We start from the raw sequence: 24,322 nt of genomic DNA, 5'->3' as shown, positions 1-24,322 counted from the left end.
TGAGAACTCCGCCTGAGTTTCTAGCGGATTTTACGAGTCGAGCTAAGCATCTCAGCATCACCTCAGTATCGATACAAAAATGGGAGACCGAAGCCTCCCATTTTCTGACAGTGTTTACTCTTAGTAGTAAGAGTGATCACCACGGTCATGTTCTGTAGCATCACGAACTGCGGTTAGTTCACCAATGAACTGGTTTAGCAGCTCTTTCTCGATGCCTTCTTTTAGTGTTACGTCAACCATAGAACAGCCATTACAACCGCCACCAAATGCAACAATCGCAACACCGTCTTCAGTGATCTCAACCAAGTTTACGTGACCACCGTGGCCAGCAAGTTGTGGGTTCACTTGAGTTTGGATAACGTACTCAACGCGCTCAACCAGTGGTGCGTCGTCCGCAACTTTACGCATTTTAGCGTTAGGTGCTTTTAGCGTTAGCTGAGAGCCCATTTTATCGGTAACAAAATCGATTTCAGCGTCTTCAAGGAATGGCAGGCTTAGCTCATCCACGTAAGCTGAAAAACCGCTGTAAGAGAGTTCAGTGTCGGTCGATTCTACTGCTTCTGGTGGGCAGTAAGACACGCCACACTCAGCGTTTTGTGTACCTGGGTTCACAACGAAAATACGAATGTTAGTGCCTTCAGGTTGTTGACCTAAAAGGTTAGCGAAATGCGTTTGCGCAGTTTCTGTAATAGTAATATTTGACACGACGAATACCCGAGTAAATTTGTAGGTTACTGCTGCTATTCTACTCTTGTTGACGTATGGGTCTAGTCTTTTTGATGCTAAGGCATGGCGAAGCGATCTAGAGAGAACGAGGAGCAGGTGTTCTGCAGATGCAGTAAATATCGATGCTTTCTACGCCAACTTCAAGTAGTAAATGACATAATTGTCGGACGGTACTGCCTGTGGTGACTACATCATCGACGATGGCAACATGGGAAGAGTGAGGTTGCTTATTGAGAATAAACGCGCCTTTTAAGTTTTGTTCACGGCTTGTTTTGGTATTACCACGCTGTGATTGGGCGAGCTTTACTCGACGAAAGACCTTCGCATCAAAATTAGTCTGCAATTGCTTGGCGAGGTGTCGGGCTAAAACATCACTTTGATTAAAACCCCGGCGCAGGTAACGCTGCCAGTGCAATGGCACACTGGTAATGATTGGAGCTGGCGTGGTGATGCGCTGTGCCAGTTGCTCGGTTAATGCTTTTACATGCCAAGACTCTCCGTGATCTTTAAAGCGTTGTACTTCCCGTGAAAGGGGAAAGTCGTAATCGCCTAACGTGTATAGCCTTTGCCATGGCGGTGGCTCTGAAAGACATTCACCACAAATACTATCCGTACTCATTTCTTCTTTCTGTAATGATAAACCGCAGCGTTGACATCGTTTTACCGGAGTTAGGTATTTTAAACAGTGCTCGCACCAGCGCAGAGTATTTGTGTGGCTTGGTGTTTGAATAGGGAACCGACACAGGCCGCATTGACTGCTCAATACACGATGCATGATGTTTTGCCAGTGATGAGATAACATAGCGTTTATTCATGGTGATATTTTACTCAGCCTAACGTTTGGCTGAAGCCGTAGGGAATAAAATAAGTGGGAGAGATTGAGAGCATGAGCACGAAATTACACTGGCAGTCATTTGGTCAGGGACCAGATTTGGTGTTACTTCATGGTTGGGGCATGAATGGTGCGGTATGGCAGCAGACAGTCGAGTCTCTTCAACCTTATTTCCGAGTTCATGTGGTTGACCTTCCGGGGTACGGACATAGCGCCGAATCTCATGCTGAAGATTTAGACCATATTGCTAACTTGGTGGTGCAAGGTGCGCCAAAGAACGCGATTTGGCTTGGTTGGTCCCTCGGAGGTTTAGTGGCGACGCATGTGGCATTAAATATGCCCGAGCGCGTGGCTAAGTTGATTACGGTTGCCAGCTCACCTAAATTTGCCGCAGAAAAACCGTGGCGTGGCATTCAACCGAATGTACTGAGTGCGTTCACCTCTCAGTTGCTAGAAGATTTCTCACTGACCATTGAGCGCTTTATGGCGTTGCAAGCGATGGGCAGCCCATCAGCGCGTAAAGACGTTAAACAGCTCAAGCAAGCGGTACTATCGCGCCCTCAGCCAAACCCTGAATCGCTGTTGGTTGGGCTAAACATCCTTGCTGATGTGGATCTGCGCGATGCGTTGACGTCTCTTTCTGTTCCAATGTTGCGTCTTTATGGCCGTTTAGATGGGTTGGTGCCAATTAAAGTAGCTAACGATTTAAGTGAACAGTTGCCTCATACCCAGCAGTTTGTTTTTAATCAGTCCTCTCATGCGCCTTTTATCACCGAACATGACGAATTTTGTGTTCAAATCCGAGAGTTTGCTCACGATTGAGCAAGTACGAGCGGAAATACCTCAAGTTGTTTAAAAAGTGGTCGATATAAAGGGTGGTGAGGTTTTATTAGCCAATAAAGCTAAGCCATATTGACGAGTTGGGCGACTCTGAGGAGGGTTCGCAATGATTGTGTCACCGACCAACGTAAGTGTGCCACTGATCGCCCCATCCGTGAATGTGCAGACGGAACAAGCAGCTCGCGACAATAAAGTCCGAGAGCCTGTAACGCCAACGGTCGCATTGGCCAAAACCAATGCAGAGCGAAAAGTAAAAGGTGACGACAAGCGCCGACGTCAGTCTTCTTGGGATCCTTCAGAGCATCCTGATTATGATATGGAAACGGAAGTCGACACGCGTTATCAAGAAGAGCCGGAAGATACACTAGAACGGCTTTTTAGTTTGCTTGCGCTCAAATCGTATAGTGAAGACCAGGGGAAAGGCTACGCGATCCGCTTTCGCTTACCAAAGCGCATTTTGGATGCTGCGATCAATGAAGGATTAATGGAAAAGCGCAGGAAGGTGATCAAGTTTCATTATGGTCATGCAGTCGCTCCCCATACCCCGTCAGAAGTGATAGCAGTATTATGACGACTCAATATCCTACTCAAACAAAAACGCTCCAAGCAGGTTGACTGATTGGAGCGTTTTCTTTTTAGTTATGAAAGCTCGTTAGCGGTGAAGCCTAGGTAAGGTTACTTTTTCGCTTTAGCAAACGCTGCAGCAAACGCACCGCCCATCGCGCTGTTCGATGACGAATCATCACGGCGAGGCTGACGACGCTGCGGTTGGTCATTACGACGTGGCGCTGCTGATGAGCGTTGGCTGCGGTTGTCTTGACCCGGTTCGTCGTTCATACGCATCGATAGACCAATACGCTTACGCTGCACGTCAACTTCCATCACTTTCACTTTGACTATGTCGCCCGCTTTCACCACTTCACGTGGGTCAGACACATAACGATCTGTCAGTGCAGAAATATGCACAAGACCATCTTGGTGAACGCCGATATCAACGAAGGCACCGAAGTTGGCTACGTTAGACACCACGCCTTCTAGAATCATGCCCGGTTCCAAGTCAGATACCGAGTTTACACCTTCTGCAAAGGTCGCCGTTTTGAATTCTGGACGTGGGTCACGACCCGGCTTGTCTAACTCTTTGATGATGTCTGTAATGGTTGGAACGCCGAAGTTATCGTCGGTGTAATCGACCGCATGCAGACCTTTAAGGAAGCTTGAATCACCAATCAGTGCTTTGATATCTTTGTTGTTCTTCTCAGAAATCGCTTTGACCACTGGGTACGCTTCTGGGTGAACCGCAGACGCATCAAGTGGGTTCTTACCATCCATAATACGCAGGAAGCCCGCACACTGCTCGAACGCCTTAGGACCTAAACGAGGTACTTTCTTCAAGGTTGTACGTGCTTCGAAGCGGCCGTTCTCATCGCGGAAGTCGACAATGTTCTGCGCGATGGTGCTTGATAAGCCTGCTACGCGCGTCAGTAGCGCCGCAGAAGCAGTGTTCACATCAACACCAACCGCGTTTACACAGTCTTCCACAATCGCATCTAGGCGTTTTGCTAGCATTGATTGACTAACATCGTGCTGGTACTGACCCACACCGATCGACTTAGGATCGATTTTCACTAGCTCAGCCAGTGGGTCTTGCAGACGACGAGCAATCGACACCGCACCACGCAAAGATACGTCCATATTCGGGAATTCTTTCGCTGCAAGCTCGGATGCTGAGTAAACCGATGCCCCCGCTTCACTTACGATGATTTTCTGAACTTTCAGGTTGCCACGTTTGATGACGTCTGCGACAAAGCTGTCGGTTTCACGTGAAGCCGTACCGTTACCGATCGCAATCAAATCCACGTTGTACTTGCGGACCAACTGATCAACGATTTGCGCTGATTTGTCGTATTGCTTTTGTGGCGGGTGAGGGTAGATGGTTTCGGTTGCAAGCACTTTACCAGTCGGATCGACAATAGCGATTTTAGAGCCCGTGCGCAGACCCGGATCGAGACCAAGTGTTGCACGAGGGCCAGCCGGTGCTGCCATCAACAAGTCTTTTAGGTTAGTGGCGAATACTTCAATCGCTTCGATTTCAGCGCGCTCTTTCATTGCGCCCATTAGCTCGGTTTCCATGTGCATTGATACTTTGATGCGCCATGCCCAGCTGATCACTTGCTTACGCCAGGTATCCGCCGGTGCGCTGCTTAGCGTCACGCCATAATTGTCGGCGATAATCGTTTCGCAGTAAGACTGACGAGCGCCTTCTTCCTGTTCTGGATCAGCATTCATTGCCAATGTCAGGAAGCCTTCGTTACGGCCGCGTAGCATCGCCAGTGCGCGGTGCGATGGCACTTTGCTTAGGGGCTCGTTGTGGTTGAAGTAATCTTTAAACTTCTCGCCTTCTTGCTCTTTGCCTTCAACGACTCGTGAGACCAGTTCCGCATTGCGATTTAAGTGGTTGCGAATTTTTTCCAGTAAGTTTGCGTCTTCTGCGATGCGCTCCATGATGATCGCGCGAGCGCCATCCAATGCAGCTTTGGTGTCTGCGATGCCTTTGTCTGCATCAAGGTATTTGCTTGCTTCGCTTTCTGGCTCGGTTTGTGGATGATTCCAAAGCTGATCTGCGAGCGGCTCAAGACCAGCCTCAATCGCGATCTGACCTTTCGTACGACGCTTGGGTTTGTAAGGTAGGTATAAGTCTTCAAGACGAGTTTTGCTGTCTGCCTGCGCGATCTCTTGTTCTAGCTCTGGCGTCAGTTTGCCTTGCTCTTGGATTGATTTGAGGATGGTTTGGCGGCGATCATCCATTTCACGAAGGTAAGACAGACGGCTGTCCAAAGTACGCAGCTGGGTATCATCAAGGCCCCCCGTCACCTCTTTGCGGTAACGTGCAATAAAAGGGACAGTGTTGCCATCATCAATTAGGGTGACAGCGGCGTTGACTTGCTCTGGGCGAACATTCAGTTCTTGAGCAATCATGCGACAGATAGCTTGGCTCATCCGTGTTTTCTCTTTTAATTCAGTTTTGGTTGTATAGAACATTGGGGTCGTTCGAAGAATTTGCAATGTTTTAAATTAACGAGGCAAAAATTTACCGGGCGCTGGTGGACATCAGTCAGATTTATGTCAAAACTGTAATTAAATTGAGAACTTATATCCGCAGTTATCGACTAACCTAATTCCACGGTTGTTGATATCACTAAATGTACCTCGGCTTATACGGATAATCATGATGAAAAAAATGTCTTTGGCGTTAGCGCTTACGAGTGCCTTACTTGTCGCCCCGCTTAGTTGGGCGCAGTCTATCTCAGGAACCACACAAGCTCCCGTTTATCAGCTCGATAACAAATTGGTACTAGGGCGTGTGGAGAGCGTCTACTACAGTGACATTCCGGAACTAAAAGCGGTGCCATTTATTGGCAAGATTGATACTGGTGCAGATACGACATCGATGCATGCGGAGAATATCCATGTCAGTAGCTCACACCCAGATTACCAAGATTTGAAAGATAACGAGTTACTTTGGGCGATTGTCGATGACTTAGGTGGTACGAAGGCAAAGTGGGACGCCGACAGCTTTAAGCCATATCAAGTAAAGGTTAGCTTTACGGTTCCTCACCCTTATACAGGGAAGGAAATACAGATTACCGATGATCTGGAAAGAGTGAGCGCGATTCGCAGTCGAACAAGCAAAAAGCCCATCCTACGCCCGACAATAAAAATGCCGATGACAATCGCTGGTCACACCGTTGATACGGAAGTGAACCTGACCAAGCGTACGCAATTCTCTTCTCCTATCTTGATTGGTAAAACCTATCTCGATGATAACGCATGGGTCTTCGCTGGTTACGATTACCTTCAAGAACAGCCACGCGCAAAAATGATTGGCAAAAAAGAGACGGTTGAAGTCGAAGGTGTGCCATATAAGATCAGCATCTCAACTTCTAGCCGTTATACCAACGTCCATGCACTGGACATCAAGGTAGACAAAAAGCATAACGAAGTCTCTTTTATGTTAGAGGGCGAGAATGGCAAGCGTCATCCAATGACATTACCCTTGGTACGAATGCTGAAAACGACCAAAAGCGAGCGCCCTTTAGTCTATTTACCCGTCAAAGTCGGCGAAAATGAAACTCAACGTTGGTTGGTGTATCTGCGTGATCGCAGTAAGTTCAGTTCGCAAATTCGCTTAGGTCGGGACGTCGCGAGTCAGCACTTTGTTATTGATACGGACAGAGAAAATCTACTGGGTGGCGTAGAAAAAACGTTCAAAAGCGCACTCAAATCAAAACCTCTTGTCGTTTCACCAGAAGAACAGGTCACCATTGATGGTTATACCGTCCCTGCTTACCCCACTTTTACTGTGAAAACGCCATTACTGCGTGTAAATGGGTTTGAAGTAACAGAAAAAGGTAAGGATGAATCCGTCACGTTTTATTTAATGAACGATGAGGGGAAAGAAGAAAAAATCACCAAACCAGTGTTGAAAAAGCTCAAGGTTGGCAGCGCGGTTCGCCCTGTTGTCGAAGGAGACTTTCTTCTCGGTAGAAAAGACACATCAATGAAGTTTGCGCTCGATGTGCTTGATGAGGGTGACACTCAACCCTTTTTCGTCTTTGGTCATGACATAGCCAAGGGTGGTGTGTTACTGAACACTCGCGCAGACCATCTACTAGATGCAAGGCCACTTTTCAAAGCTGGCCATATCGAAGTGGCTGAAGTTGAGGGGATGTCTTTCCCTGTGAAGTTAGACACGGGTGCAGATGTAAGCTCAATCAATGCTAAGAACATCAAGCAGTTTAAGAAAGACGGCAAAGACATGGTGAGCTTTACCTATGAGAACGATCTTGGCATGAAACAGGCGTTTACCAAGCCTGTTGTTGATGTCATGCGTATTAAAGCGAAGAAAGGCGAGAAAGCGAACGTACGCCCTGTGGTTGAAATGCATGTTAAGCTTGGCGAATTAGAGAAGAAGATCCGAGTCAACTTACAGGACCGAGGTCGCTTCCATTACAGCATGATTTTAGGTAAAAACTTCCTAAAACATGGCGCGGTTGTTTCGAGTGATACGAATTACATCGTGACGCAAAAACCGGATTACGAAAAGTAACACTCTGGCCGCCTTATCACCTTGATACCCAAAGCCTGAACAACATTGGATCTTTGGGTATATCATCTCCTTAATGCTGCCAAAGAGCAGCATTTTTTAGTTGAGATAGGAGTTAATTTGAAAACTAAGCTGATTACACGAGAAGGTTACAACAAACTCAAACAAGAGCATGATTACCTTTGGAATGAAAAGCGCCCGGAAATCACCAAGATCGTCACTTGGGCTGCGAGCCTGGGCGATCGCTCAGAAAATGCGGATTACACCTTCAATAAACGTTTACTCCGTCAGATCGACCGTCGTGTCCGCTTCCTTCGTAAATTCCTGCCAGAAGTCACGATCGTTGACTATTCTCCGCAACAAGAAGGCAAAGTCTTTTTTGGTGCATGGGTGGAAATAGAAAATGAGGCAGGAGAAGTGAAAAAGTTTCGTATTGTCGGGCCTGAAGAGATTTACGGCGATGCGAAAGACTACATCTCTATCGATTCACCTATGGCGCGAGCGATGTTGAAAAAACAAGTGGATGAAGAGTTCACGGTACGCACCCCAGAAGGTGAAAAAGAGTGGTTCATCAACTCAATTGAATATACTCAACCGGCCTCGGAAGACTGAGGCTTTATCACCGATTCAAGTCTCATGAAGTTCACTAGAAGTGACTTGGGTCTCAACGTCAGAATATTTGGTATAAAGGCATGGTGCCTTTCTCGGAGAAGTAAAATGAACAAAGCAGTCATGTGTAGTGCTGCACTAACAATAGGATTCTCACTTTCAGTTTTTGCTCAAGATGAAGTGAAAGGCTGTGACGCTAAAGAGTTAGCGGTAGAGCAGCAGCTTGAGTATGCAAAAGCGCAAGGTAATGAGCATCGCATTAAAGGCTTGGAGCAAGCACTTTCCGCTATCCAGAATGAATGCTCGGAAGGTGAGCTGCGCCAAGAGCTGCAAGCAGAAGTGGAAGAAAAGACTAAAGAAGTTGAGGAGCGAGAGGAAGAATTAGTCGAAGCTCAGCATTCAGGGAAAGCAGACAAAATTGAGAAAAAACGTCACAAGCTGGCTGAGGCACAGCAAGAGCTGCTTGAGGCCAAACGTGAACTGGAATGGAATTATGGTCAATAGTAGGTGCTGAAAATACCTGCTAGAGAGAGAATAAAGCGCTTAAGATAAAAAGAGTAACAATTTGCTTGAGCACGTTAGGAAAAACAGTGATACATTTTCGACAATAGACGCTTCTGAAAGGATGTTTCAATGCAAGAAAATCATAAAATTTTAGTGGTTGATGACGATGCTCGTTTACGTGCTCTATTGGAGCGTTACCTTTCTGAGCAAGGTTTTCAGGTACGAAGTGTCGCCAATGGCGAACAGATGGATCGCCTACTAACGCGCGAAAACTTTCACTTAATGGTGCTGGACCTAATGTTGCCAGGTGAAGACGGTTTGTCAATTTGTCGTCGTCTACGCCACGCGAACAATATGTTGCCAATCTTAATGCTCACCGCGAAAGGTGATGAAGTGGACCGCATCGTAGGTCTTGAGGTAGGGGCGGATGATTATTTGCCAAAACCGTTTAACCCACGCGAATTATTGGCTCGCATCAAGGCCGTATTACGCCGCCAAACTGTAGAGTTGCCGGGTGCACCAAGCACGGAAGAAAAAGTGGTGGAGTTCGGGGAGTTCCGACTCAATCTAGGCACTCGCGAGATGTTCCGCGGTGACGAGGCAATGCCACTCACCTCTGGAGAGTTTGCTGTTCTAAAGGCGCTCGTGATGAATGCACGTGAGCCAATGTCACGAGACAAATTGATGAACATGGCGCGTGGCCGTGAATATTCTGCAATGGAACGTTCTATTGACGTACAAATCTCACGTTTACGTCGCATGTTAGAAGACGATCCGAGCAAGCCGCGCTACATTCAAACCGTATGGGGCCTAGGTTATGTTTTCGTCCCAGACGGCAAAGAGGTGTAACCTCTTCACTCCATAGCCAGCACTTGGCTATAGCAACTTCAGCCTTCATTACCTTCCCTTTGAAGGCTGAAATTTCGCGATTAGGACCACTAGGAACGTTCCATGCGCATCCGAAGTTCACTGACACAATCTATTCTGCTGTTCATCTCTTTGCTTCTCGCGAGCCAAGTTTTCTCTTACTACGCCGTTTTTAACTACGCGTTGATGCCGAGTTTGCAGCAGTTCAATAAAATTCTCGCCCATGAGCTCAATTTGGTGCTTGATGATGAAGGACCTTTAAAGTCTGATGCACCGTTAAGGCGTCAATTATTAGAAAGATTAGGGGTGACGGTTCACAGCCTTGACAGCGATAAGGCGATTGAATTTCATCACGCAATGTCGATTGATTTGATGTCTGAAGAAATGAGCCAAGAGCTAGGTTCGCCCACCGAAGTACGCTTATTGCTTGGCGATGAAAGTTACATTTTGTGGATGCACATCGAAAAGTTGCCGAACTCCATCATTCGTATTCCGTTATCTGAGCTGCAAGAAGAAGATTTTGCACCGCTGTTTCGTAACAGTTTGATTATGGCGCTGCTGATCATTGCTGGTGGTTGGTTGTTTATTCGTTTGCAAAACCGTCCACTTTTGGCTTTAGAGAGAGCCGCGAAAGACGTCGGTCGAGGCGAAATCCCGCCCCCCTTAGCAGAGAAAGGCGCATCGGAGATTCGCTCTGTAACTCGAGCCTTTAATCAAATGTCGAAAGGTATTCAAGAGCTAGAAGAAGACCGAGCCTTATTAATGGCGGGGATTAGCCATGACTTACGAACGCCTCTGACGCGTATTCGCCTAGCGACAGAAATGATGTCTCCTGAGGACAGCTATCTTGCGGAGGGGATCATTAGCGATACGGAAGAATGCAATGAGATCATCAGTCAGTTTATGGATTATCTCAAACCGGTGAACCAAGAATCGTTTGAAGCGGTTGATATCAGTACGATTGCCAGTGACGTCGCCAGTTCTGAAGGTGGTTATGAGGTTGAAATTGAAACAGATCTTAATCTTAACTTGCCGCCAGCCAAAGGAAGCGCGATTGCGATTAAGAGGGCGATCAGTAACTTAGTTGTGAATGCGCTACGTTATGGTAATGGCTGGGTCAAAATCAGCACTGGTGTGACAGCAGATAAGCAGCTAGTGTGGATTTCAGTAGAGGACAACGGACCGGGTATCGAGCATTCTCAAATCGCGAGGTTATTTGAACCCTTTACGCGTGGTGACACCGCTCGCGGTAGTGAAGGCACTGGGCTAGGGTTGGCGATTGTGAAGCGTATAATCAGCCAGCATTCAGGCTCTGTAGTGATGCGTAATCGCAGTGAAGGCGGTTTAATCGCTCAAATCAGCTTTCCTACCAAGTAAGTCGATGGCCCGCACCCTTTCAAACAAAAAGCCCAACCTAAATAGGTTGGGCTTTTCTTATTCTCAATAATCTTAAGACTCTTTCACTTCCTGAGGAAGTTCATCTTCGTCTTCCAGTTTCTCTGGCAGAAGTAGATTTAAAATGATCGCTGTGATGCCACCTGCTGCAACACCAGTTGAGAAAATACTCTTAATAAATTCTGGCATAAATTGCAGGATCTCTGGTTTTTGTGCGATACCAAGTCCCATTGAGAAGGATAAGGCCATGATCAGAATTGCGCGGCGATCGAGCTCAACACGAGAGATAATACGCACACCAGCGGCAGCAATCGTACCAAACATGACAATCGTTGCGCCGCCAAGTACTGGCTCAGGAATCAACTGAACAAAGCTAGCGACGCCAGGAAACAAGCCAAGAATCACTAACATGCCTGAAATAAAGTAACCCACGTAGCGGCTCGCGACTCCTGTTAGCATGATGATGCCGTTATTCTGGCTAAACGTTGAGTTCGGGAAGCTGTTGAAAACGGCTGCGATTGCAGAGTTTAAGCCGTCTGCTAACACACCGCCCTTAATGCGTTTCATGTACACTGGGCCTTTTACTGGCTCACCAGACACTTCAGATGTTGCGGTAATATCACCGATGGCCTCTAGTGCGGTAATAAAGAAAATCAGTACCAGCGGAATGAACAGAGACCAGTCAAACGATAAGCCATATTGCATTGGTACGGGCAGTGCTACGATCTCAGTTGCGCCTAGCTGAGAAGTATCTACCATCCCCATAAAATACGCCATGATGTAGCCCACTAGCATCGCAATCACGATTGAAGCCACACGGATGTATGGGTTTTTCGAGCGGTTTAAAATCACAATTAATCCAAGTACCGTCCCAGCCAGAGCAAGTTTGTCTAAGCTGCCGAAGGTTCCTTCATTTAATGCTGCGTAGCCACCGCCCATTGATACTAAGCCGACTTGAATCAGTGTGAGACCGATAAGAGTGACGACGATGCCTGAAACGAGCGGAGTGATGATTCGGCGGGCATGATCCAATACGCGAGATAGGAAAATTTCTGCAAATGATGCGACTAAAATCGTACCAAAAATGGCAGCCATCATGGTGCTGATGTCTGCTCCACCGGCTTTCAGCGATAGGCCTGCTCCAATAATAGGACCTAAAAAGTTAAAGCTGGTGCCTTGAACAGAGAGCAAACCAGAGCCAATTGGGCCAACGGTGCGAATTTGAATAAACGAAGACACGCCTGACGCAAACAAAGACATGCTGATGATGGTATTCGTTTGGTCTGCTGGTACACCCAAAGACTGACAGATGATCAGTGAGGGAGTGATAACCGCGACGAACATCGCCAATAAGTGCTGAAGTGCGGCAAAAATGGTTTGAGGCAAAGGTGGTCGATCGTTGAGTTGATAGACCAGTTCCGAAGATCGGTTTGAAGTTGTCATTGTTTGTCTCGCTAGTCGCAATATTTCCCTAGTTCTCGCTGAATGGGAGAGCAGGGTGGAGTTGACGTCGTTACCTGTGATTGCTGTTAATCAGAGTCAACTCAGGTTGGTGGAGTGTGATCTAACACACTTAAAAATTTGTGCGCGATTATAGAGAGATTTACTCAAAAAGCAAACGTTTGCTTTGTTTTTGGCGCATTAAAAAACGAGCCATTTGGCTCGCTTTCAATCATTACGCTTTGGAGTAAATATCCCGCTCACCCAACCAGCGATCGATAATCGCTGTTGCGTTAGTCGGGTAATTGTCATGAATATGACGCGCAATACGCTGAACTTCGGGAATCAGGCGTTGATCTCGAACTAAGTCTGCGATTTTGAAATCAGCAAGACCTGTCTGCTTTGTACCCAATAGTTCTCCAGGGCCACGAATTTCTAGGTCTTTCTGCGCAATGACGAAGCCATCGTTACTTTCACGTAGTACTCCGAGACGTTTTTGCGCGGTTTTTGACAGCGGAGAGTGGTACAGCAGCACACAATGGCTAGCAACGGAACCTCGGCCCACGCGACCTCTTAACTGGTGTAATTGTGCCAAACCAAGACGTTCAGGGTTTTCTATGATCATCAAGCTAGAGTTTGGCACATCCACACCAACTTCAATCACTGTCGTTGCGACCAGCAAATGCAGTTTATTGTCTTTGAAATCTTGCATCACCGCTTGTTTCTCTGCCGGCTTCATTCGTCCGTGTACTAGACCAATTTTTACGTCCGGTAGCTTACGTTGAAGCTCTTCAGCGGTATCTGCCGCGGCTTGCGCTTCTAATACTTCCGACTCATCAATCAGAGTACACACCCAATATGCCTGCTTGCCTTCGTTTAAGCAGGCATTTCGGACACGCTCGACGATGTCGTCACGTTTTGTATCTGGAATGGCAACGGTTTGAATCGGCGTTCGACCCGGTGGTAGCTCGTCAATCACGGAAGTTTCCAGATCGGCGTAAGCGGTCATAGCTAAGGTGCGAGGAATAGGCGTCGCCGTCATGATCAACTGATGTGGGTAGGCGCCTTGTTTTGCGCCTTTTTCACGCAATTCTAATCGCTGATGGACACCGAAGCGGTGCTGTTCATCAATGATGACCAAAGCAAGGTGATGAAATTCAACGTGCTCTTGGAATAGCGCGTGAGTACCCACTACCATTTGTGCTTCACCACTGGCAATACGAGCCAGCTCGGCTTCCTTTGCCTTACCTTTGAGTTTACCCGCTAACCAACCGACTTGAATGCCCATGGTTTCAAACCAGTTTGCGAAGTTGATAGCGTGTTGCTCGGCCAATAGTTCGGTTGGCGCCATGAGTGCCACCTGATGGCCATGCTCAATGGCTCTAACAGCGGCCAAAGCGGCAACCAACGTTTTCCCCGAACCAACATCGCCTTGCACTAATCGCATCATTGGGTGCGGTTTTTCTAGATCGGCTTCAATCTCTTGTACTACTCGGGTTTGAGCGTTTGTAGGAGAGAAAGGCAGTTGGGCTAAAAGCTGCGTTTTTAGTTTATTACAAGGACCGAGAGGTAGCGCTGAATCCTTCTGACCTTTGCTACGCACCGCCAGCATCGATAAGTTTTGTGCTAGCAATTCTTCCATAATTAAGCGGATTTGGGCAGGATGTTTGCCTTCGTCAAACTCATCTAAATTAATGGTTGGTGGTGGGCGATGAATGGTGTGCAGCGCTTGCGACATCGTGATTTGATGGTCATACAACCCAGCTGGAAGTAATTCCTGCACTGCGGTTTTATCAAGCAGGGCTAAAGCTTGTTCGGTAAGGTTGCGCAATGTGATTTGGCGTAAACCATCTGTAGTGGGATAAACAGGAGTTAAGCTCTGTTCTACATCGGGCTTTTGCTCGCTAACGTAAAACTTGTAGTCAGGATGAACAATTTCCAAACCCATGCCACCGCGCTTAATTTCACCGTAAGCATGTACTAACTTACCTTGCGTGAAATTGTTCTTCATGGCTGCGGTAAAGTTGAAAAAGCGCAGCGTGATAGTGCCATTACCGTCGCTGATTTTTACCGTTAGCATTTTGCGCTTACCGAAGATGGTGTCGACTGCCATGACCTTACCTTGCACGGCCGCCCAAAGGCCAGCATGCAGTTTGGCAATAGGGTAAATACGAGTACGATCTTCGTAGCGTAACGGAAGGTGAAACAGCAAATCTTGAACGCTATGTAAGCCAACTTTGGCGAGTTTTTCTGCGACTTTCGCGCCAACTCCAGAAAGGGAGGTTAATGGGACGGCAGATAACATTTGGGCGGACATAGAGGGCTCAAGAAAATGGTTAACATAGCAGTATGTTAACCATGGAGCTGTGTTTTTGTACAGGAAAAAATAGTCATGCTTTAGTTAGTGTCATGATTTGACTGATAACCTATCATTCCGAGGAGCTTTAGCGACATCAGGATTCTATTTCCAACAAGTATGTCGCTGAAGTTAACACAATCAGCATCTGTATATTTGAGAATTAGATCCTGAACCACGCTCCTTCGCCGCCGTTCAGGATGACGAAAGTCTGTTACTTGCTTTGCATCTCTTGCCACCACGCGTCATCGGCGATGATTTGACCTTCTTCATCGAGTGGTGGGTAAACGAGCCCTTTTCGTTTCGCGACCTTTGCCAGCACTGGGTGACCACGTTCAAAGAGAATACGGTTGATTGTCTCTTTAGGCAGAGCGCTTTCTTCTCGGTCGTACATGCCTGCGGCTTCACGTTGACGTTGCGCTTCATACAAAATTACGGCACTGGCAACCGATACGTTTAGTGACTGCACCATGCCCACCATTGGGATAATAATGTCTTGATCGGCAAGCTGTTTGGCTTGCTCCGAAGCGCCAACTTTTTCACTGCCTAAAATGATTGCCGTTGGTCTGGTGTAGTCGATCTCGCGAAAATCGACGGCGGTGTCCGAAAGATTGGTCACCAAAACCTGCATACCTTGCGCTTTGAGTTCGGTAATCGCAGTTTCAATCGAATCGTGAGTATCCACTTCAACCCAGTTACGCGCGCCAGCTGAGGTATGGCTCAGCGTACGCATTTTGTCTGGCCAAATTGCGTGAACTTTGTGTAAGCCTGTCGCGTCAGCGGTGCGGATCACTGCAGAGACGTTGTTTGGCTTATGTACTTCTTCGAGACAAAGTGTCAGATCAGTTTGGCGAGTTTTTAGGACTTGGTGAATACGGTTGTAACGTTCTAGGTTCATATTTATTGAGGTATAAAAAATCGCCACCTAACAGAGTAGGTGGCGATAGAGGTTAGTTCTTTCTGCGTCTGACTCGGGTTGCTTGAGGCATTGCCTTAATCTTACGCATGATACCAGCAAGGTGGACACGATCTTTCGTCGTCAACAGCACAGTCACAGTGTATAGACGACCATCACGTTCTTCCGTTGAAAGGCCATGAATGTTTGATCCTGTTTTCGAGATCACGTTGGTAAGTTCTGCAAGAGCACCTTGGTTGTTAAGCATGTCGACTTTAAGTTCAGCAATGAACTCTTTATCGTAGTCTTCAGACCAAGCGACAGCCATATAACGGTCTGGCTCTTTCTGATAACCACGAACGTTCGGACATGTTTCTCGGTGAACAACCAAACCACGACCAGGCGATACGTGAGCAATAATGTGATCATCTGGGATAGGATGACAACAATTTGCAAACGTCAGCAATAAGCCTTCTGCGCCACGAATCGGAAGCTTCTTCTTCGAGTCCGTTGGGATTGAACTTGTTGTCGTGAGCTCTTCGGTGTCACCAAGGAGACGACGTGCGATCACAATGCTCATCAACTCACCCAATCCAATAGCAGCCAATAAATCATCGATGCTTTCTAGGCGAAGATCATTCAAGACTTCTTGGATATTTTCTGGATAAATTGAATCAATCGAGTGACGGCCAAGTGCGTGATTAAGTAGGCGACGACCTAAAGTAATCGACTCTTCACGACGCATCGTTTTCAGTACTTGTCGAATCTTAGTGCGGGCACGAGAAGTCACGACATAGTTCAGCCATGCCGCATTCGGACGCGCACCAGGGGCACTGATAATTTCCACTGTCTGACCGTTTTTCAATGCCTTACTCAATGGGTAAGGGTTACGATCAACACGAGCACCAACACAAGAGTTGCCTACATCGGTATGTACGGCATAGGCAAAGTCGACAGCCGTTGCGCCTAAAGGTAGTTCAACGATACGACCTTTTGGTGTGAAGACGTAAATCTCATCTGGGAAAAGATCGGATTTTACGTTTTCAATGAATTCGAATGAGTTACCCGCGCTTTGTTGTAGCTCTAACAGGCTTTGCATCCAACGCTGAGCTTTCACTTGCGCAGTGGTACCAGACTTGTCGCCTTTGTCTTTGTAAGACCAGTGTGCCGCGACACCTTTGTCCGCCATTTGATCCATATCTTCAGTGCGGATCTGAACTTCAACAGGTACGCCGTGTGGGCCAACCATGGAAGTGTGTAGCGATTGATAGCCGTTCGCCTTTGGTACCGCGATGTAATCTTTCATGCGACCAGGACGTGGCTTATACAAGCTGTGTACTTGGCCTAAAACGCGATAACAAGTATCAGCGGTATCAACAACGACTCGGAACGCATAGATATCCATGATGGTGTGAAAGCGCTGTTCTTTGGTTTTCATCTTGTTGTAGATAGAGAACAGGTTTTTCTCACGACCAACGACGCGAGCATTCAAGCCAAAATCTTGCAGACGGCCTTCTATTTCGCTGTGAATGCGTTGGATCATCTCTTTACGATTACCACGTGCGGCTTTAACCACTTCTTTTAGTACGCGGTAGCGGTTGGGATATAGCGCCTCAAAGCCCAACTCTTCGAGTTCGGTTTTGATATTGTGAATACCAAGACGATGAGCGAGGGGCGCGTAAATTTCTAACGTTTCACGAGCAATACGACGCTTTTTATCTGGTCGAAGCGCGCCAAGCGTACGCATGTTGTGCGTGCGGTCAGCCAGTTTGATCAGAATGACGCGGATATCTTGCACCATGGCCAGAACCATCTTACGAAAGTTCTCAGCCTGAGCCTCTTTCCTATCGCGGAATTTGAGTTTGTCCAGTTTAGATACACCATCAACCAATTCTGCGACAGTGTTGCCGAATTTCTCTTCGAGATCTTCTTTAGTTACATCACAGTCTTCAATGACGTCATGCAGCAAAGCAGCTTGGAGGGTTTCGATATCAAGGCGCATTTCGGCCAAGATACGAGCCACAGCGACAGGGTGGATGATGTATGGTTCACCGCTAGAGCGGGTTTGCCCTTCATGGGCATCTCTCGCTACCACATAAGATTGACGCAGAGCCTCAATCTGAGGCTCTGTTAGGTATTCTTGGGCAACGTCTTTGAGGCTATCGAATAGATACAAATTATAGGCCCGGGAGGTTGTTGAATTCTAAAGTCAGAATTAACGGTTGTGAGCGATGCTGCTTACTGCCGCTAGCTCTGCCGCTTCTTGCTCTTGCTGTTCTTGACGTTCACGAGCGTCTAGAACTTCTTTAGTAATTAAACCTTCTTCGATTTCGCGTAGAGCGATAACCGTTGGCTTATCGTTCTCTTCTGGCACTAGTGCATCTTTACCGCCAGTTTGCATTTGACGAGCGCGGCGAGCCGCAATCAGTACTAGGTCGAAACGGTTGCCAACTTTTTCAACAGCGTCTTGAACAGTTACGCGTGCCATGAGGACTCCAAATAGTTAACTAAAATTTTAGAATGACGAGAAAGTATACAACCTAACTACTTTATTTACTAGCAATTAGACAAGCCACCGTTTGTGGACTTTCTCAGGTAGTTTATCGTGTTTTTCGCACTGGGCAAAAAACGGGAAATTCTTTATGTTTTACAGCGTGACTTTTTTGAAGTTACTCTGCTAACAACGCGTCAAGCATACCTTTATATTTAGCAGCTTGCTTTTCTTCCTTCAATCTTTCAGCACGCAAGATAGCTTTAAAATCCATCAAAGCGGTATCAAAATCGTCGTTTACGATCACGTAGTCGTACTCGTTGTAATGAGATATTTCCGACTTGGCTTCAGCCATACGCTTTGCGATCACTTCATCGCTATCTTGACCACGAGTGTTCAAGCGACGCTCTAACTCACCGTTTGATGGTGGCAGGATGAAGATGCTTTTGGCTTCTGGCATTTGTTCACGGATTTGGCGTGCGCCTTGCCAGTCGATATCTAGAAAAACGTCGATACCTTTATTTAATGTTTCTTCAATCCATACACGAGATGTGCCGTAATAATTACCAAACACTTCTGCGTATTCTAGGAAGTCACCTTTAGCGATCAGGGCTTCAAACTCATCTTTCGCTACAAAATGGTAGTGGACACCATTTTCTTCACCAGGTCGCATGTTGCGCGTGGTGTGAGACACAGACACTTTCATTGCGTAGGTTGGGTTGCGTTCCAACATCGCTGAGATCAAGCTAGATTTACCTGCGCCGCTAGGTGCAGATACGATATAGAGAGTACCTTTGCCCATTGTACTGTTCCACTTTTGATTGGATTGATTGAGTGCCGAAGGAAAGTTCGACATTCTTATAACGATAGTACTGGCATTGAGAAATCAACCACCAAAGGGGTGGATATTGGTGATAATCCCGCCAGAAAAATGGAGGCGAAGAGTATCATGATCTCTATTTTGTTACCAGTTGATCTTTCTGTCTGTGATCGTCTCTGATGAAATAGTTACTTACGCCAGAGTGTTCCTAAACAGCGAAGAAGGAGCGTGATACAGGACTTACCATCCGCGCACTCTGTTATTAAAACCATTTCTACAACCGTTTAGTGTGCTGATTTTAGGTTTAGAGTCCCTATTTGGCTTGCGTGAGTGACTCTGGTTAAAAATAGGGGTTAATAATGATAAGACGGAAAAAAGGGGAAGCTTTCACTTCCCCAGGCGTGCGACTGACTCACACTTAATCTTCGAATTATCCTTGAGACTCTAGGAAATTTATCCAAGGGCTAACGGTTGACCTGAATTTTGGCGATTGAGCAGCGCCTTTCATCGCCTGCAAGGCCTTTTGTGGCTGCTTAAGCTCGAAATAGGCCATCCCGCGAATGTATTCAAGTTCTGCCTTTTGCTCTTTAGAGGCACTGGATGCCGCGCTTTCTACAAAACGAGTTGCTTCAGAATACTGCTTGTCTTGTATCATTAAGCGAGCAATCTGAATTTGCGTTTTAGCAGAAGGAGCTAGGTTATATGACTTTTTATAAGCGAGAATTGATTTATCTAGCTCTTTAGCTTGCTGCCAGAAGCTGGCTAGGCGGTCATAGTTTTCCTTCGTCTTTTCAATGTTTCCAGCTGCCATTTCCTTTTCAAGAGTTTTGGCTGCTTTATATGGAATACCTTGATAAGCCAAGAAGTTTACAAAGCGTAAATATTCCTTCTCTCCTTCTAGTTTCCCCATTTTGTAAACCATTTCTAGGGTGGCTAGAGAGTTGCGCTCTTGACCTAGCTCCATGTAGACACCAGAAAGTTGCATCCAGTAACGCTTTTTCTGAGGGTACTTTGAAGTCAGAGTTTTGAGTACACTGGCAACGCTTTTCAGCTGGCCTAACTCGTAGTGAGATGCAACGAGAATTAAGTACCAAGACTCACTTGGGCTCTTGCTCATCGCGATGGCTTTTTTGGTTGGTGGGATTGCATTTCTGTAATCTTCCAACTGAACATAAGCGCTCGCTAACGTGATATAAGCATGAGCTTGAGGCTTCTCTTTGGTTGTTTCTGCAACCTTGAACCATTCCTTCATCGTTTTTACAGACAACGTATACTTTTCTTCAGCTAGGTAAAGCTGAGCCAAGCTGTAGCGAACTTGTTGAGCAACAGGAACGGGAAGTGCGTCGAGCTGTAATGCTTCGGCAAAGTATTTTGCTGCTTGCACATAATTGTCTTGTAGCGAATACAAAAAGCCAGTCTGCTGAAGTAAAACTGCTCGGTCGTATTTTTTCGAACTTGTGCTTTCTAAAGCGCTTGCTAGTTTTTCTTTCGCTGCTGAATATTTTTCAGTTGCGATCAACTCTTGCACTTTGTTAACGGTTCGAAATGTCCGATCTGATAACTGAGGAGCTTCTTTTGCCATCGTAGGAGCGGTCATTGCCACTCCTGCGAAGAGAATTAAAGAAGCCACTTTGCTTTTCCATAAACTTTTCATCGTGACTCCTTAATTGGTTGAGAACTCTATTTCTTGCGATAGGCGCGAGCTAACAGGTTTCCCGTCAACCAATTTTGGTTTAAATGTCCATTTAGAGACTGTTTTTCTTGCCGCTCGACCGAGGCCTAAGCGTCGTGGTTGCTCTTTAAGAACTTTGATGTCCTCTACGGCACCACGTGCGTTTACAGTAAACTCTAATAAGACGACCCCTTTTTCTATTCCTGCTTTCGCAGCCTTCCTAGGCATTTGAGGTTGGAATGTCGCTAGAGGTGTTGGACCTCCGCTACCCGCGAGTTGCGCACCTCCACCCTGGCTATAATGTCCAAGCACCGAACCACCTGTAACATTTACGGGTAGGTCAAGCTTTGGCATATCCATTGGGGTCTGCTCCATCACCGGTTTTACTGTCGCTGTCACTTTCATTTCTGGCGGCGGCGGCGGACGCTTAGGCGGTGGTGGCTTTGGAAGTTCGCGTTTTTTCTCCTGTATTTTTTCGTCTGGTTTAATGCGAATAAACTCGACCATACGCAGGTCATCATTCGACACTAACTCGTGGCGCTCTTTGTTTACTAGCTTGTCCATCCCCCAGAACAACCCGAGGGAGACAATGAGCGCCAGTGCAATTGAGGCCAGATACCGCATAAGCTTAATCCTTATTGGTTGCGGCAATGGAGATGCTTTCTACACCTGCCATTTTGATCTGGTCCATAACCTTCACGACTACGCCAGCATTTGCTTCAGTGTCGGCTTGGATAACAACTGCGCCATCAGGGCTTTCTGCACGAAGACGTTCAATATTCGCGCGAACCGCGTCCACTTCGATGCGGCGTTTATCAACCCAAACATCACCCGCCGCACCAACTGCGACCATGATGTTACCTTTTTTCACGGTTTGCGCAGAGCTTGCTGTCGGGCGGTTTACTTCTAGACCAGCTTCTTTTACGAACGATGTTGTTACGATAAAGAAGATCAACATGATGAATACGATGTCGAGCATCGGTGTCATATCGATAGCGGTTTCATCACTGCTATCACTGCTATAGCGTCTTTTCATGTCCTATACCTCTAATTCCATTTACTCAGGCAATATGCTTTAGCTTATCTTCCAGCTTTTGCGTTGTGACTTTGGCTAAATGATCAAGACGTGAACTAAAGAACAGTCCTGATAGAGAAGCCACCATCCCGGCTAAAGTTGGGATTGTTGCCTTTGAGATCCCCGAGGCCATTGCTCGAGGGCTTCCTGTTCCTGTTACCGCTAAGATGTCGAATACTTGGATCATGCCAACAACGGTGCCGAGCAAACCCAGTAAGGGACAAAGCGCAATCAACACTTTCACGATTGGCAGGCCCTTTTTATTCTCAATGTCCTGACGAGAAACAATTTCTTGTCGGATCATCTTAGCGTTCCAGCTCTGGTGCTCTGATCGCCCCTGCCATGAGCCAACGGCTTTTTTCATGGCTTTTGGAGCGACGGCAGCAAAATAGAACCAACGTTCTAACAATACTGCCCAAAGCATAAAGCTGAGGATGAAGATGGCGACGAGTACATCGCCACCCATTCCCAAGAAGCGCCTAATTGATTCAAGTTCTCCAACTAACCACCACATAACGCCTCCTTAGCTTTCGGCTTTATGTAGTTTTTCCTGATAGCGAGCGATGAAGCCTGCACTCTGTTCTTCAAGAGTTTGAACCAAACGACGACCTTTACTGTGTACGATGGTGTACAGGAACAGTAGAGGAATTGCGACAACCAGACCAAGCATCGTAGTAACAAGTGCTTCAGAGATACCGCCAGCCATTAGCTTAGGATCACCTGTACCAAATAGTGTGATTGCTTGGAACGTACCGATCATACCCATAACCGTACCCAGTAGACCTAGAAGTGGTGCTACAGAAGCGAACAGTTTGATTGAGCTGATAAAGCGTTCAATGCTCGGTGCGTTACGTAGGATGATTTCGTCCAGTTTCGCTTCAAGATCTTCAAGGTTGTCACCTTTGTGTTCTTGGTAAGCTTGGATAACTTCACCCAGAGGGTTACCAGGAATCACGGTTTCTGATTTCGCTTGCTTACGCATTTTACCGCCAATCACTTGAAGGCGTAGGAAGCAAACTAGAGCAATGATAGCGCCAACTGCACCCATACCAAGGATGACGTAACCTACAATGCCACCTTGATCAATACGTTCTTGAACGGTAGGGCTTTGTACAAGTAGAGACAGAATTACACCACGGGATGGGTCAATAAACAGTGGCTCATAGCTGTTTGACGCTGACTCAAAGCCCGCAACATGACGTGTAATATTGGTGCGAGGCTGTCGAGAGAGTTCTTCGAACTTACCTGTTTGAGGTACATAAGTAACGTACTTACCATCGGCAATCGCGTTAAATTCACCGACAAGAGTAACATCGCGAACCGCTTCTTTACCTTCGCCATAAACAACCGTTGCTTGGGTTGTTGCTGTCTCGCCTGAGGCAACCACTTGTTGAAGAATGGTATGCCAGAATGCTTCTAGCTCTTGTGTTGATGGCAGTTCTTTGCTTTCAGCCAGTTTCGTTAGTAGAGCGTCACGCTCTGGGAAATGAACAGCGTTTTGAGAGGCAGCAAATAAGCCCTTAAACTCGCCCGCATATTGGCGGACCACACCAAACATTTCGCCCAAAGTACCAGAGCGAACACGTAAGGTTTCTGTTAGTTCAGTCAGCTGCTTATCGTTTTCATCAAATGTCGCTTTAAGTTGATCGCCCAGTGCTTGCTGCGCAGCTAACTCTTCACGAGCCTGTTGCAATAATGCTGCTTGCTTATCTCGGTTGTTCTTGAACTCAGCTTCACGGGCTTTGTTCTCTTTTGACTCAACGATGCTTTCTGATTTTACGTTTTTGAGTAGTTCAGATAGGTTTTTAGGCGTTTCTGCTTGTACGCCTGAAGCCATAAATAAGCTCGCTAGTAGACCAGCGGCTAGAGTTTTGAATCCTTTCATCTCTTATTCCTCCCCAGCATATACAGGCAATTTGATTAGCGCTGGTGGCGCTTGCTTCTTCGCGATACGAAGGCCTTGCTGTACCGCTATGCGGTAGCTTTCCGGTAATGTTTCCCATTGACGTGTTTGTTGGTTCCACATACCTGTCTCACCACCGTCTGGAGATTGGAATAAAAGCGCCGTGCGACCAATACGTAGGAAGTCGTAAGTCACGGTTTCCCCATTTCTATCTAGGCTAGCTTTGTAAGATTCAATTGAGCGAGAGAAGCCTTCTTCAATTTGGTAGGCTTCCATCACTTTACGGAATTTCTCAGAAGTTGTTACGTCGGCGCGATCCATGAGACGACGCAGTTCTTGGACACGTTTATTACGTTCTTTTTTCTGGAAAGGCAGATCGAGAGTCACAAACTCATCGAGTGCATCGATCATTTTAAGTGTTAGTGGCACTACTTCTGTTGCCGTTTGATCGATCTGAGCAATTTGGTTATTTAATGAGTCCAATTCACCTTGCTGTGATTGAACCATACGATTAATTTGCTCGTTGTAGACTTTCATGCTGTCGATTTGACGTAGTAAGCCTTTGTATTCTGCCAACATGCCTTCAGTACTTTCGGCATAATTGTCGATTTTTTGTTGCGAAGCTTCTGAAGATTGATTTGCTTTTGCTTGTGTGGAAACGACAGCACCAGAGTTGGCCGCTATAGAGCTACTACTGATAGTAAGCAATGCTGCAGCTATGGCACTGAGACCAAATTCCTTGAATTTCATGGTTGCATCCTTGTCAGTGTTTTAGTCAGTCGAAAAGGGCGCG

22 protein-coding genes are annotated in these 24,322 nt (G+C 46.7%); 7 read left to right on the top strand and 15 right to left on the bottom strand.

Going from position 1 to position 24,322, the window contains the following annotated elements; translation table 11 throughout:
• Positions 1-120: 120 nt before the first annotated feature.
• The gene (nfuA, locus tag R7O13_RS13060) at positions 121-705 is read right to left on the bottom strand and encodes a Fe-S biogenesis protein NfuA (protein WP_005379313.1); all 585 of its coding nucleotides are present in this window, start codon (positions 703-705) and stop codon (positions 121-123) included.
• Positions 706-802: 97 nt separating this feature from the next.
• The gene (locus R7O13_RS13055; RefSeq protein ID WP_025998648.1) at positions 803-1,528 is read right to left on the bottom strand and encodes an amidophosphoribosyltransferase; all 726 of its coding nucleotides are present in this window, start codon (positions 1,526-1,528) and stop codon (positions 803-805) included.
• Between the two features lie 84 nt (positions 1,529-1,612).
• Between R7O13_RS13055 and bioH the strand changes: the two genes are divergently transcribed.
• Complete coding sequence (gene bioH / locus R7O13_RS13050; protein ID WP_213886567.1) at positions 1,613-2,380, top strand: pimeloyl-ACP methyl ester esterase BioH; 768 nt, start codon at positions 1,613-1,615, stop codon at positions 2,378-2,380.
• A 124-nt stretch (positions 2,381-2,504) separates the two neighbouring features.
• Positions 2,505-2,969, top strand: coding sequence for a hypothetical protein (locus R7O13_RS13045; protein WP_005379316.1), 465 nt, complete (start codon positions 2,505-2,507; stop codon positions 2,967-2,969).
• 104 nt (positions 2,970-3,073) lie between these two features.
• On the opposite strand, the gene R7O13_RS13040 is transcribed toward R7O13_RS13045, so the two are convergent.
• A complete protein-coding gene (locus tag R7O13_RS13040) occupies positions 3,074-5,395 on the bottom strand; it encodes a Tex family protein (RefSeq protein WP_318304003.1) in 2,322 nt (773 codons plus the stop codon).
• A 229-nt stretch (positions 5,396-5,624) separates the two neighbouring features.
• Between R7O13_RS13040 and R7O13_RS13035 the strand changes: the two genes are divergently transcribed.
• From R7O13_RS13035 to envZ, 5 genes are all read left to right on the top strand, one after another.
• Positions 5,625-7,505 (top strand): ATP-dependent zinc protease, encoded by a 1,881-nt coding sequence (locus tag R7O13_RS13035; protein WP_086013892.1) that lies wholly within the window; start codon positions 5,625-5,627, stop codon positions 7,503-7,505.
• Between the two features lie 117 nt (positions 7,506-7,622).
• Positions 7,623-8,114 carry a transcription elongation factor GreB gene (gene greB, locus R7O13_RS13030; RefSeq protein ID WP_005379321.1) on the top strand — a complete coding sequence of 164 codons (492 nt, stop codon included), beginning with the start codon at positions 7,623-7,625 and terminating at the stop codon, positions 8,112-8,114.
• Positions 8,115-8,219: 105 nt separating this feature from the next.
• Entirely contained in the window at positions 8,220-8,615 is a 396-nt protein-coding gene (locus R7O13_RS13025) for a DUF1090 domain-containing protein (protein ID WP_017635004.1), read from the top strand.
• Positions 8,616-8,744: 129 nt separating this feature from the next.
• Positions 8,745-9,464, top strand: coding sequence for a two-component system response regulator OmpR (ompR, locus tag R7O13_RS13020; protein ID WP_005379333.1), 720 nt, complete (start codon positions 8,745-8,747; stop codon positions 9,462-9,464).
• Positions 9,465-9,566: 102 nt separating this feature from the next.
• Positions 9,567-10,859 carry a two-component system sensor histidine kinase EnvZ gene (gene envZ, locus R7O13_RS13015; RefSeq protein ID WP_017820700.1) on the top strand — a complete coding sequence of 431 codons (1,293 nt, stop codon included), beginning with the start codon at positions 9,567-9,569 and terminating at the stop codon, positions 10,857-10,859.
• 72 nt (positions 10,860-10,931) lie between these two features.
• On the opposite strand, the gene R7O13_RS13010 is transcribed toward envZ, so the two are convergent.
• The 12 genes from R7O13_RS13010 to R7O13_RS12955 form a co-directional block, all read right to left on the bottom strand.
• Positions 10,932-12,320: a uracil-xanthine permease family protein gene (locus tag R7O13_RS13010; RefSeq protein WP_165401604.1), complete on the bottom strand. Its 1,389-nt coding sequence runs from the start codon at positions 12,318-12,320 to the stop codon at positions 10,932-10,934.
• Positions 12,321-12,552: 232 nt separating this feature from the next.
• A complete protein-coding gene (gene recG, locus R7O13_RS13005) occupies positions 12,553-14,634 on the bottom strand; it encodes an ATP-dependent DNA helicase RecG (RefSeq protein ID WP_205391079.1) in 2,082 nt (693 codons plus the stop codon).
• A 253-nt stretch (positions 14,635-14,887) separates the two neighbouring features.
• Entirely contained in the window at positions 14,888-15,571 is a 684-nt protein-coding gene (trmH, locus tag R7O13_RS13000) for a tRNA (guanosine(18)-2'-O)-methyltransferase TrmH (RefSeq protein ID WP_017635001.1), read from the bottom strand.
• A 52-nt stretch (positions 15,572-15,623) separates the two neighbouring features.
• Complete coding sequence (gene spoT, locus R7O13_RS12995) at positions 15,624-17,744, bottom strand: bifunctional GTP diphosphokinase/guanosine-3',5'-bis pyrophosphate 3'-pyrophosphohydrolase (RefSeq protein ID WP_005379340.1); 2,121 nt, start codon at positions 17,742-17,744, stop codon at positions 15,624-15,626.
• A gap of 39 nt (positions 17,745-17,783) precedes the next feature.
• Complete coding sequence (rpoZ, locus tag R7O13_RS12990; protein ID WP_005379346.1) at positions 17,784-18,056, bottom strand: DNA-directed RNA polymerase subunit omega; 273 nt, start codon at positions 18,054-18,056, stop codon at positions 17,784-17,786.
• A gap of 181 nt (positions 18,057-18,237) precedes the next feature.
• Positions 18,238-18,861, bottom strand: coding sequence for a guanylate kinase (gene gmk / locus R7O13_RS12985; protein ID WP_005379347.1), 624 nt, complete (start codon positions 18,859-18,861; stop codon positions 18,238-18,240).
• Positions 18,862-19,309: 448 nt separating this feature from the next.
• The gene (locus tag R7O13_RS12980) at positions 19,310-20,533 is read right to left on the bottom strand and encodes a tetratricopeptide repeat protein (protein ID WP_017635000.1); all 1,224 of its coding nucleotides are present in this window, start codon (positions 20,531-20,533) and stop codon (positions 19,310-19,312) included.
• A 9-nt stretch (positions 20,534-20,542) separates the two neighbouring features.
• Complete coding sequence (locus R7O13_RS12975; RefSeq protein WP_005379353.1) at positions 20,543-21,175, bottom strand: energy transducer TonB; 633 nt, start codon at positions 21,173-21,175, stop codon at positions 20,543-20,545.
• 4 nt (positions 21,176-21,179) lie between these two features.
• Positions 21,180-21,587, bottom strand: coding sequence for an ExbD/TolR family protein (locus R7O13_RS12970; RefSeq protein ID WP_005379359.1), 408 nt, complete (start codon positions 21,585-21,587; stop codon positions 21,180-21,182).
• 25 nt (positions 21,588-21,612) lie between these two features.
• Positions 21,613-22,140 (bottom strand): MotA/TolQ/ExbB proton channel family protein, encoded by a 528-nt coding sequence (locus R7O13_RS12965; protein ID WP_005379363.1) that lies wholly within the window; start codon positions 22,138-22,140, stop codon positions 21,613-21,615.
• A 9-nt stretch (positions 22,141-22,149) separates the two neighbouring features.
• The gene (locus tag R7O13_RS12960; RefSeq protein ID WP_318304001.1) at positions 22,150-23,511 is read right to left on the bottom strand and encodes a MotA/TolQ/ExbB proton channel family protein; all 1,362 of its coding nucleotides are present in this window, start codon (positions 23,509-23,511) and stop codon (positions 22,150-22,152) included.
• 3 nt (positions 23,512-23,514) lie between these two features.
• Positions 23,515-24,279 (bottom strand): DUF3450 domain-containing protein, encoded by a 765-nt coding sequence (locus R7O13_RS12955; protein WP_005379365.1) that lies wholly within the window; start codon positions 24,277-24,279, stop codon positions 23,515-23,517.
• Positions 24,280-24,322: the final 43 nt, after the last annotated feature.

Source organism: Vibrio sp. Y176 (genome assembly GCF_033438945.1).
Note: the sequence above shows the minus strand (reverse complement) of the source record. Positions and strands in the feature narration are given on the sequence as shown.

What these genes read in the sequence shown, in the direction of transcription:
- R7O13_RS13045 (WP_005379316.1), top strand. Translation starts at nt 2,505, where the DNA reads ATGATTGTGTCACCGACCAACGTAAGTGTGCCACTGATCGCCCCATCC.
- R7O13_RS12980 (WP_017635000.1), bottom strand. Translation starts at nt 20,533, where the DNA reads ATGAAAAGTTTATGGAAAAGCAAAGTGGCTTCTTTAATTCTCTTCGCA.
- R7O13_RS12955 (WP_005379365.1), bottom strand. Translation starts at nt 24,279, where the DNA reads ATGAAATTCAAGGAATTTGGTCTCAGTGCCATAGCTGCAGCATTGCTT.
- R7O13_RS12965 (WP_005379363.1), bottom strand. Translation starts at nt 22,140, where the DNA reads ATGTGGTGGTTAGTTGGAGAACTTGAATCAATTAGGCGCTTCTTGGGA.
- R7O13_RS12960 (WP_318304001.1), bottom strand. Translation starts at nt 23,511, where the DNA reads ATGAAAGGATTCAAAACTCTAGCCGCTGGTCTACTAGCGAGCTTATTT.
- ompR (WP_005379333.1), top strand. Translation starts at nt 8,745, where the DNA reads ATGCAAGAAAATCATAAAATTTTAGTGGTTGATGACGATGCTCGTTTA.
- recG (WP_205391079.1), bottom strand. Translation starts at nt 14,634, where the DNA reads ATGTCCGCCCAAATGTTATCTGCCGTCCCATTAACCTCCCTTTCTGGA.
- rpoZ (WP_005379346.1), bottom strand. Translation starts at nt 18,056, where the DNA reads ATGGCACGCGTAACTGTTCAAGACGCTGTTGAAAAAGTTGGCAACCGT.
- R7O13_RS13055 (WP_025998648.1), bottom strand. Translation starts at nt 1,528, where the DNA reads ATGTTATCTCATCACTGGCAAAACATCATGCATCGTGTATTGAGCAGT.
- R7O13_RS13035 (WP_086013892.1), top strand. Translation starts at nt 5,625, where the DNA reads ATGATGAAAAAAATGTCTTTGGCGTTAGCGCTTACGAGTGCCTTACTT.
- bioH (WP_213886567.1), top strand. Translation starts at nt 1,613, where the DNA reads ATGAGCACGAAATTACACTGGCAGTCATTTGGTCAGGGACCAGATTTG.
- R7O13_RS12975 (WP_005379353.1), bottom strand. Translation starts at nt 21,175, where the DNA reads ATGCGGTATCTGGCCTCAATTGCACTGGCGCTCATTGTCTCCCTCGGG.
- gmk (WP_005379347.1), bottom strand. Translation starts at nt 18,861, where the DNA reads ATGGGCAAAGGTACTCTCTATATCGTATCTGCACCTAGCGGCGCAGGT.
- trmH (WP_017635001.1), bottom strand. Translation starts at nt 15,571, where the DNA reads ATGAACCTAGAACGTTACAACCGTATTCACCAAGTCCTAAAAACTCGC.
- envZ (WP_017820700.1), top strand. Translation starts at nt 9,567, where the DNA reads ATGCGCATCCGAAGTTCACTGACACAATCTATTCTGCTGTTCATCTCT.
- R7O13_RS13010 (WP_165401604.1), bottom strand. Translation starts at nt 12,320, where the DNA reads ATGACAACTTCAAACCGATCTTCGGAACTGGTCTATCAACTCAACGAT.
- R7O13_RS13040 (WP_318304003.1), bottom strand. Translation starts at nt 5,395, where the DNA reads ATGAGCCAAGCTATCTGTCGCATGATTGCTCAAGAACTGAATGTTCGC.
- R7O13_RS12970 (WP_005379359.1), bottom strand. Translation starts at nt 21,587, where the DNA reads ATGAAAAGACGCTATAGCAGTGATAGCAGTGATGAAACCGCTATCGAT.
- R7O13_RS13025 (WP_017635004.1), top strand. Translation starts at nt 8,220, where the DNA reads ATGAACAAAGCAGTCATGTGTAGTGCTGCACTAACAATAGGATTCTCA.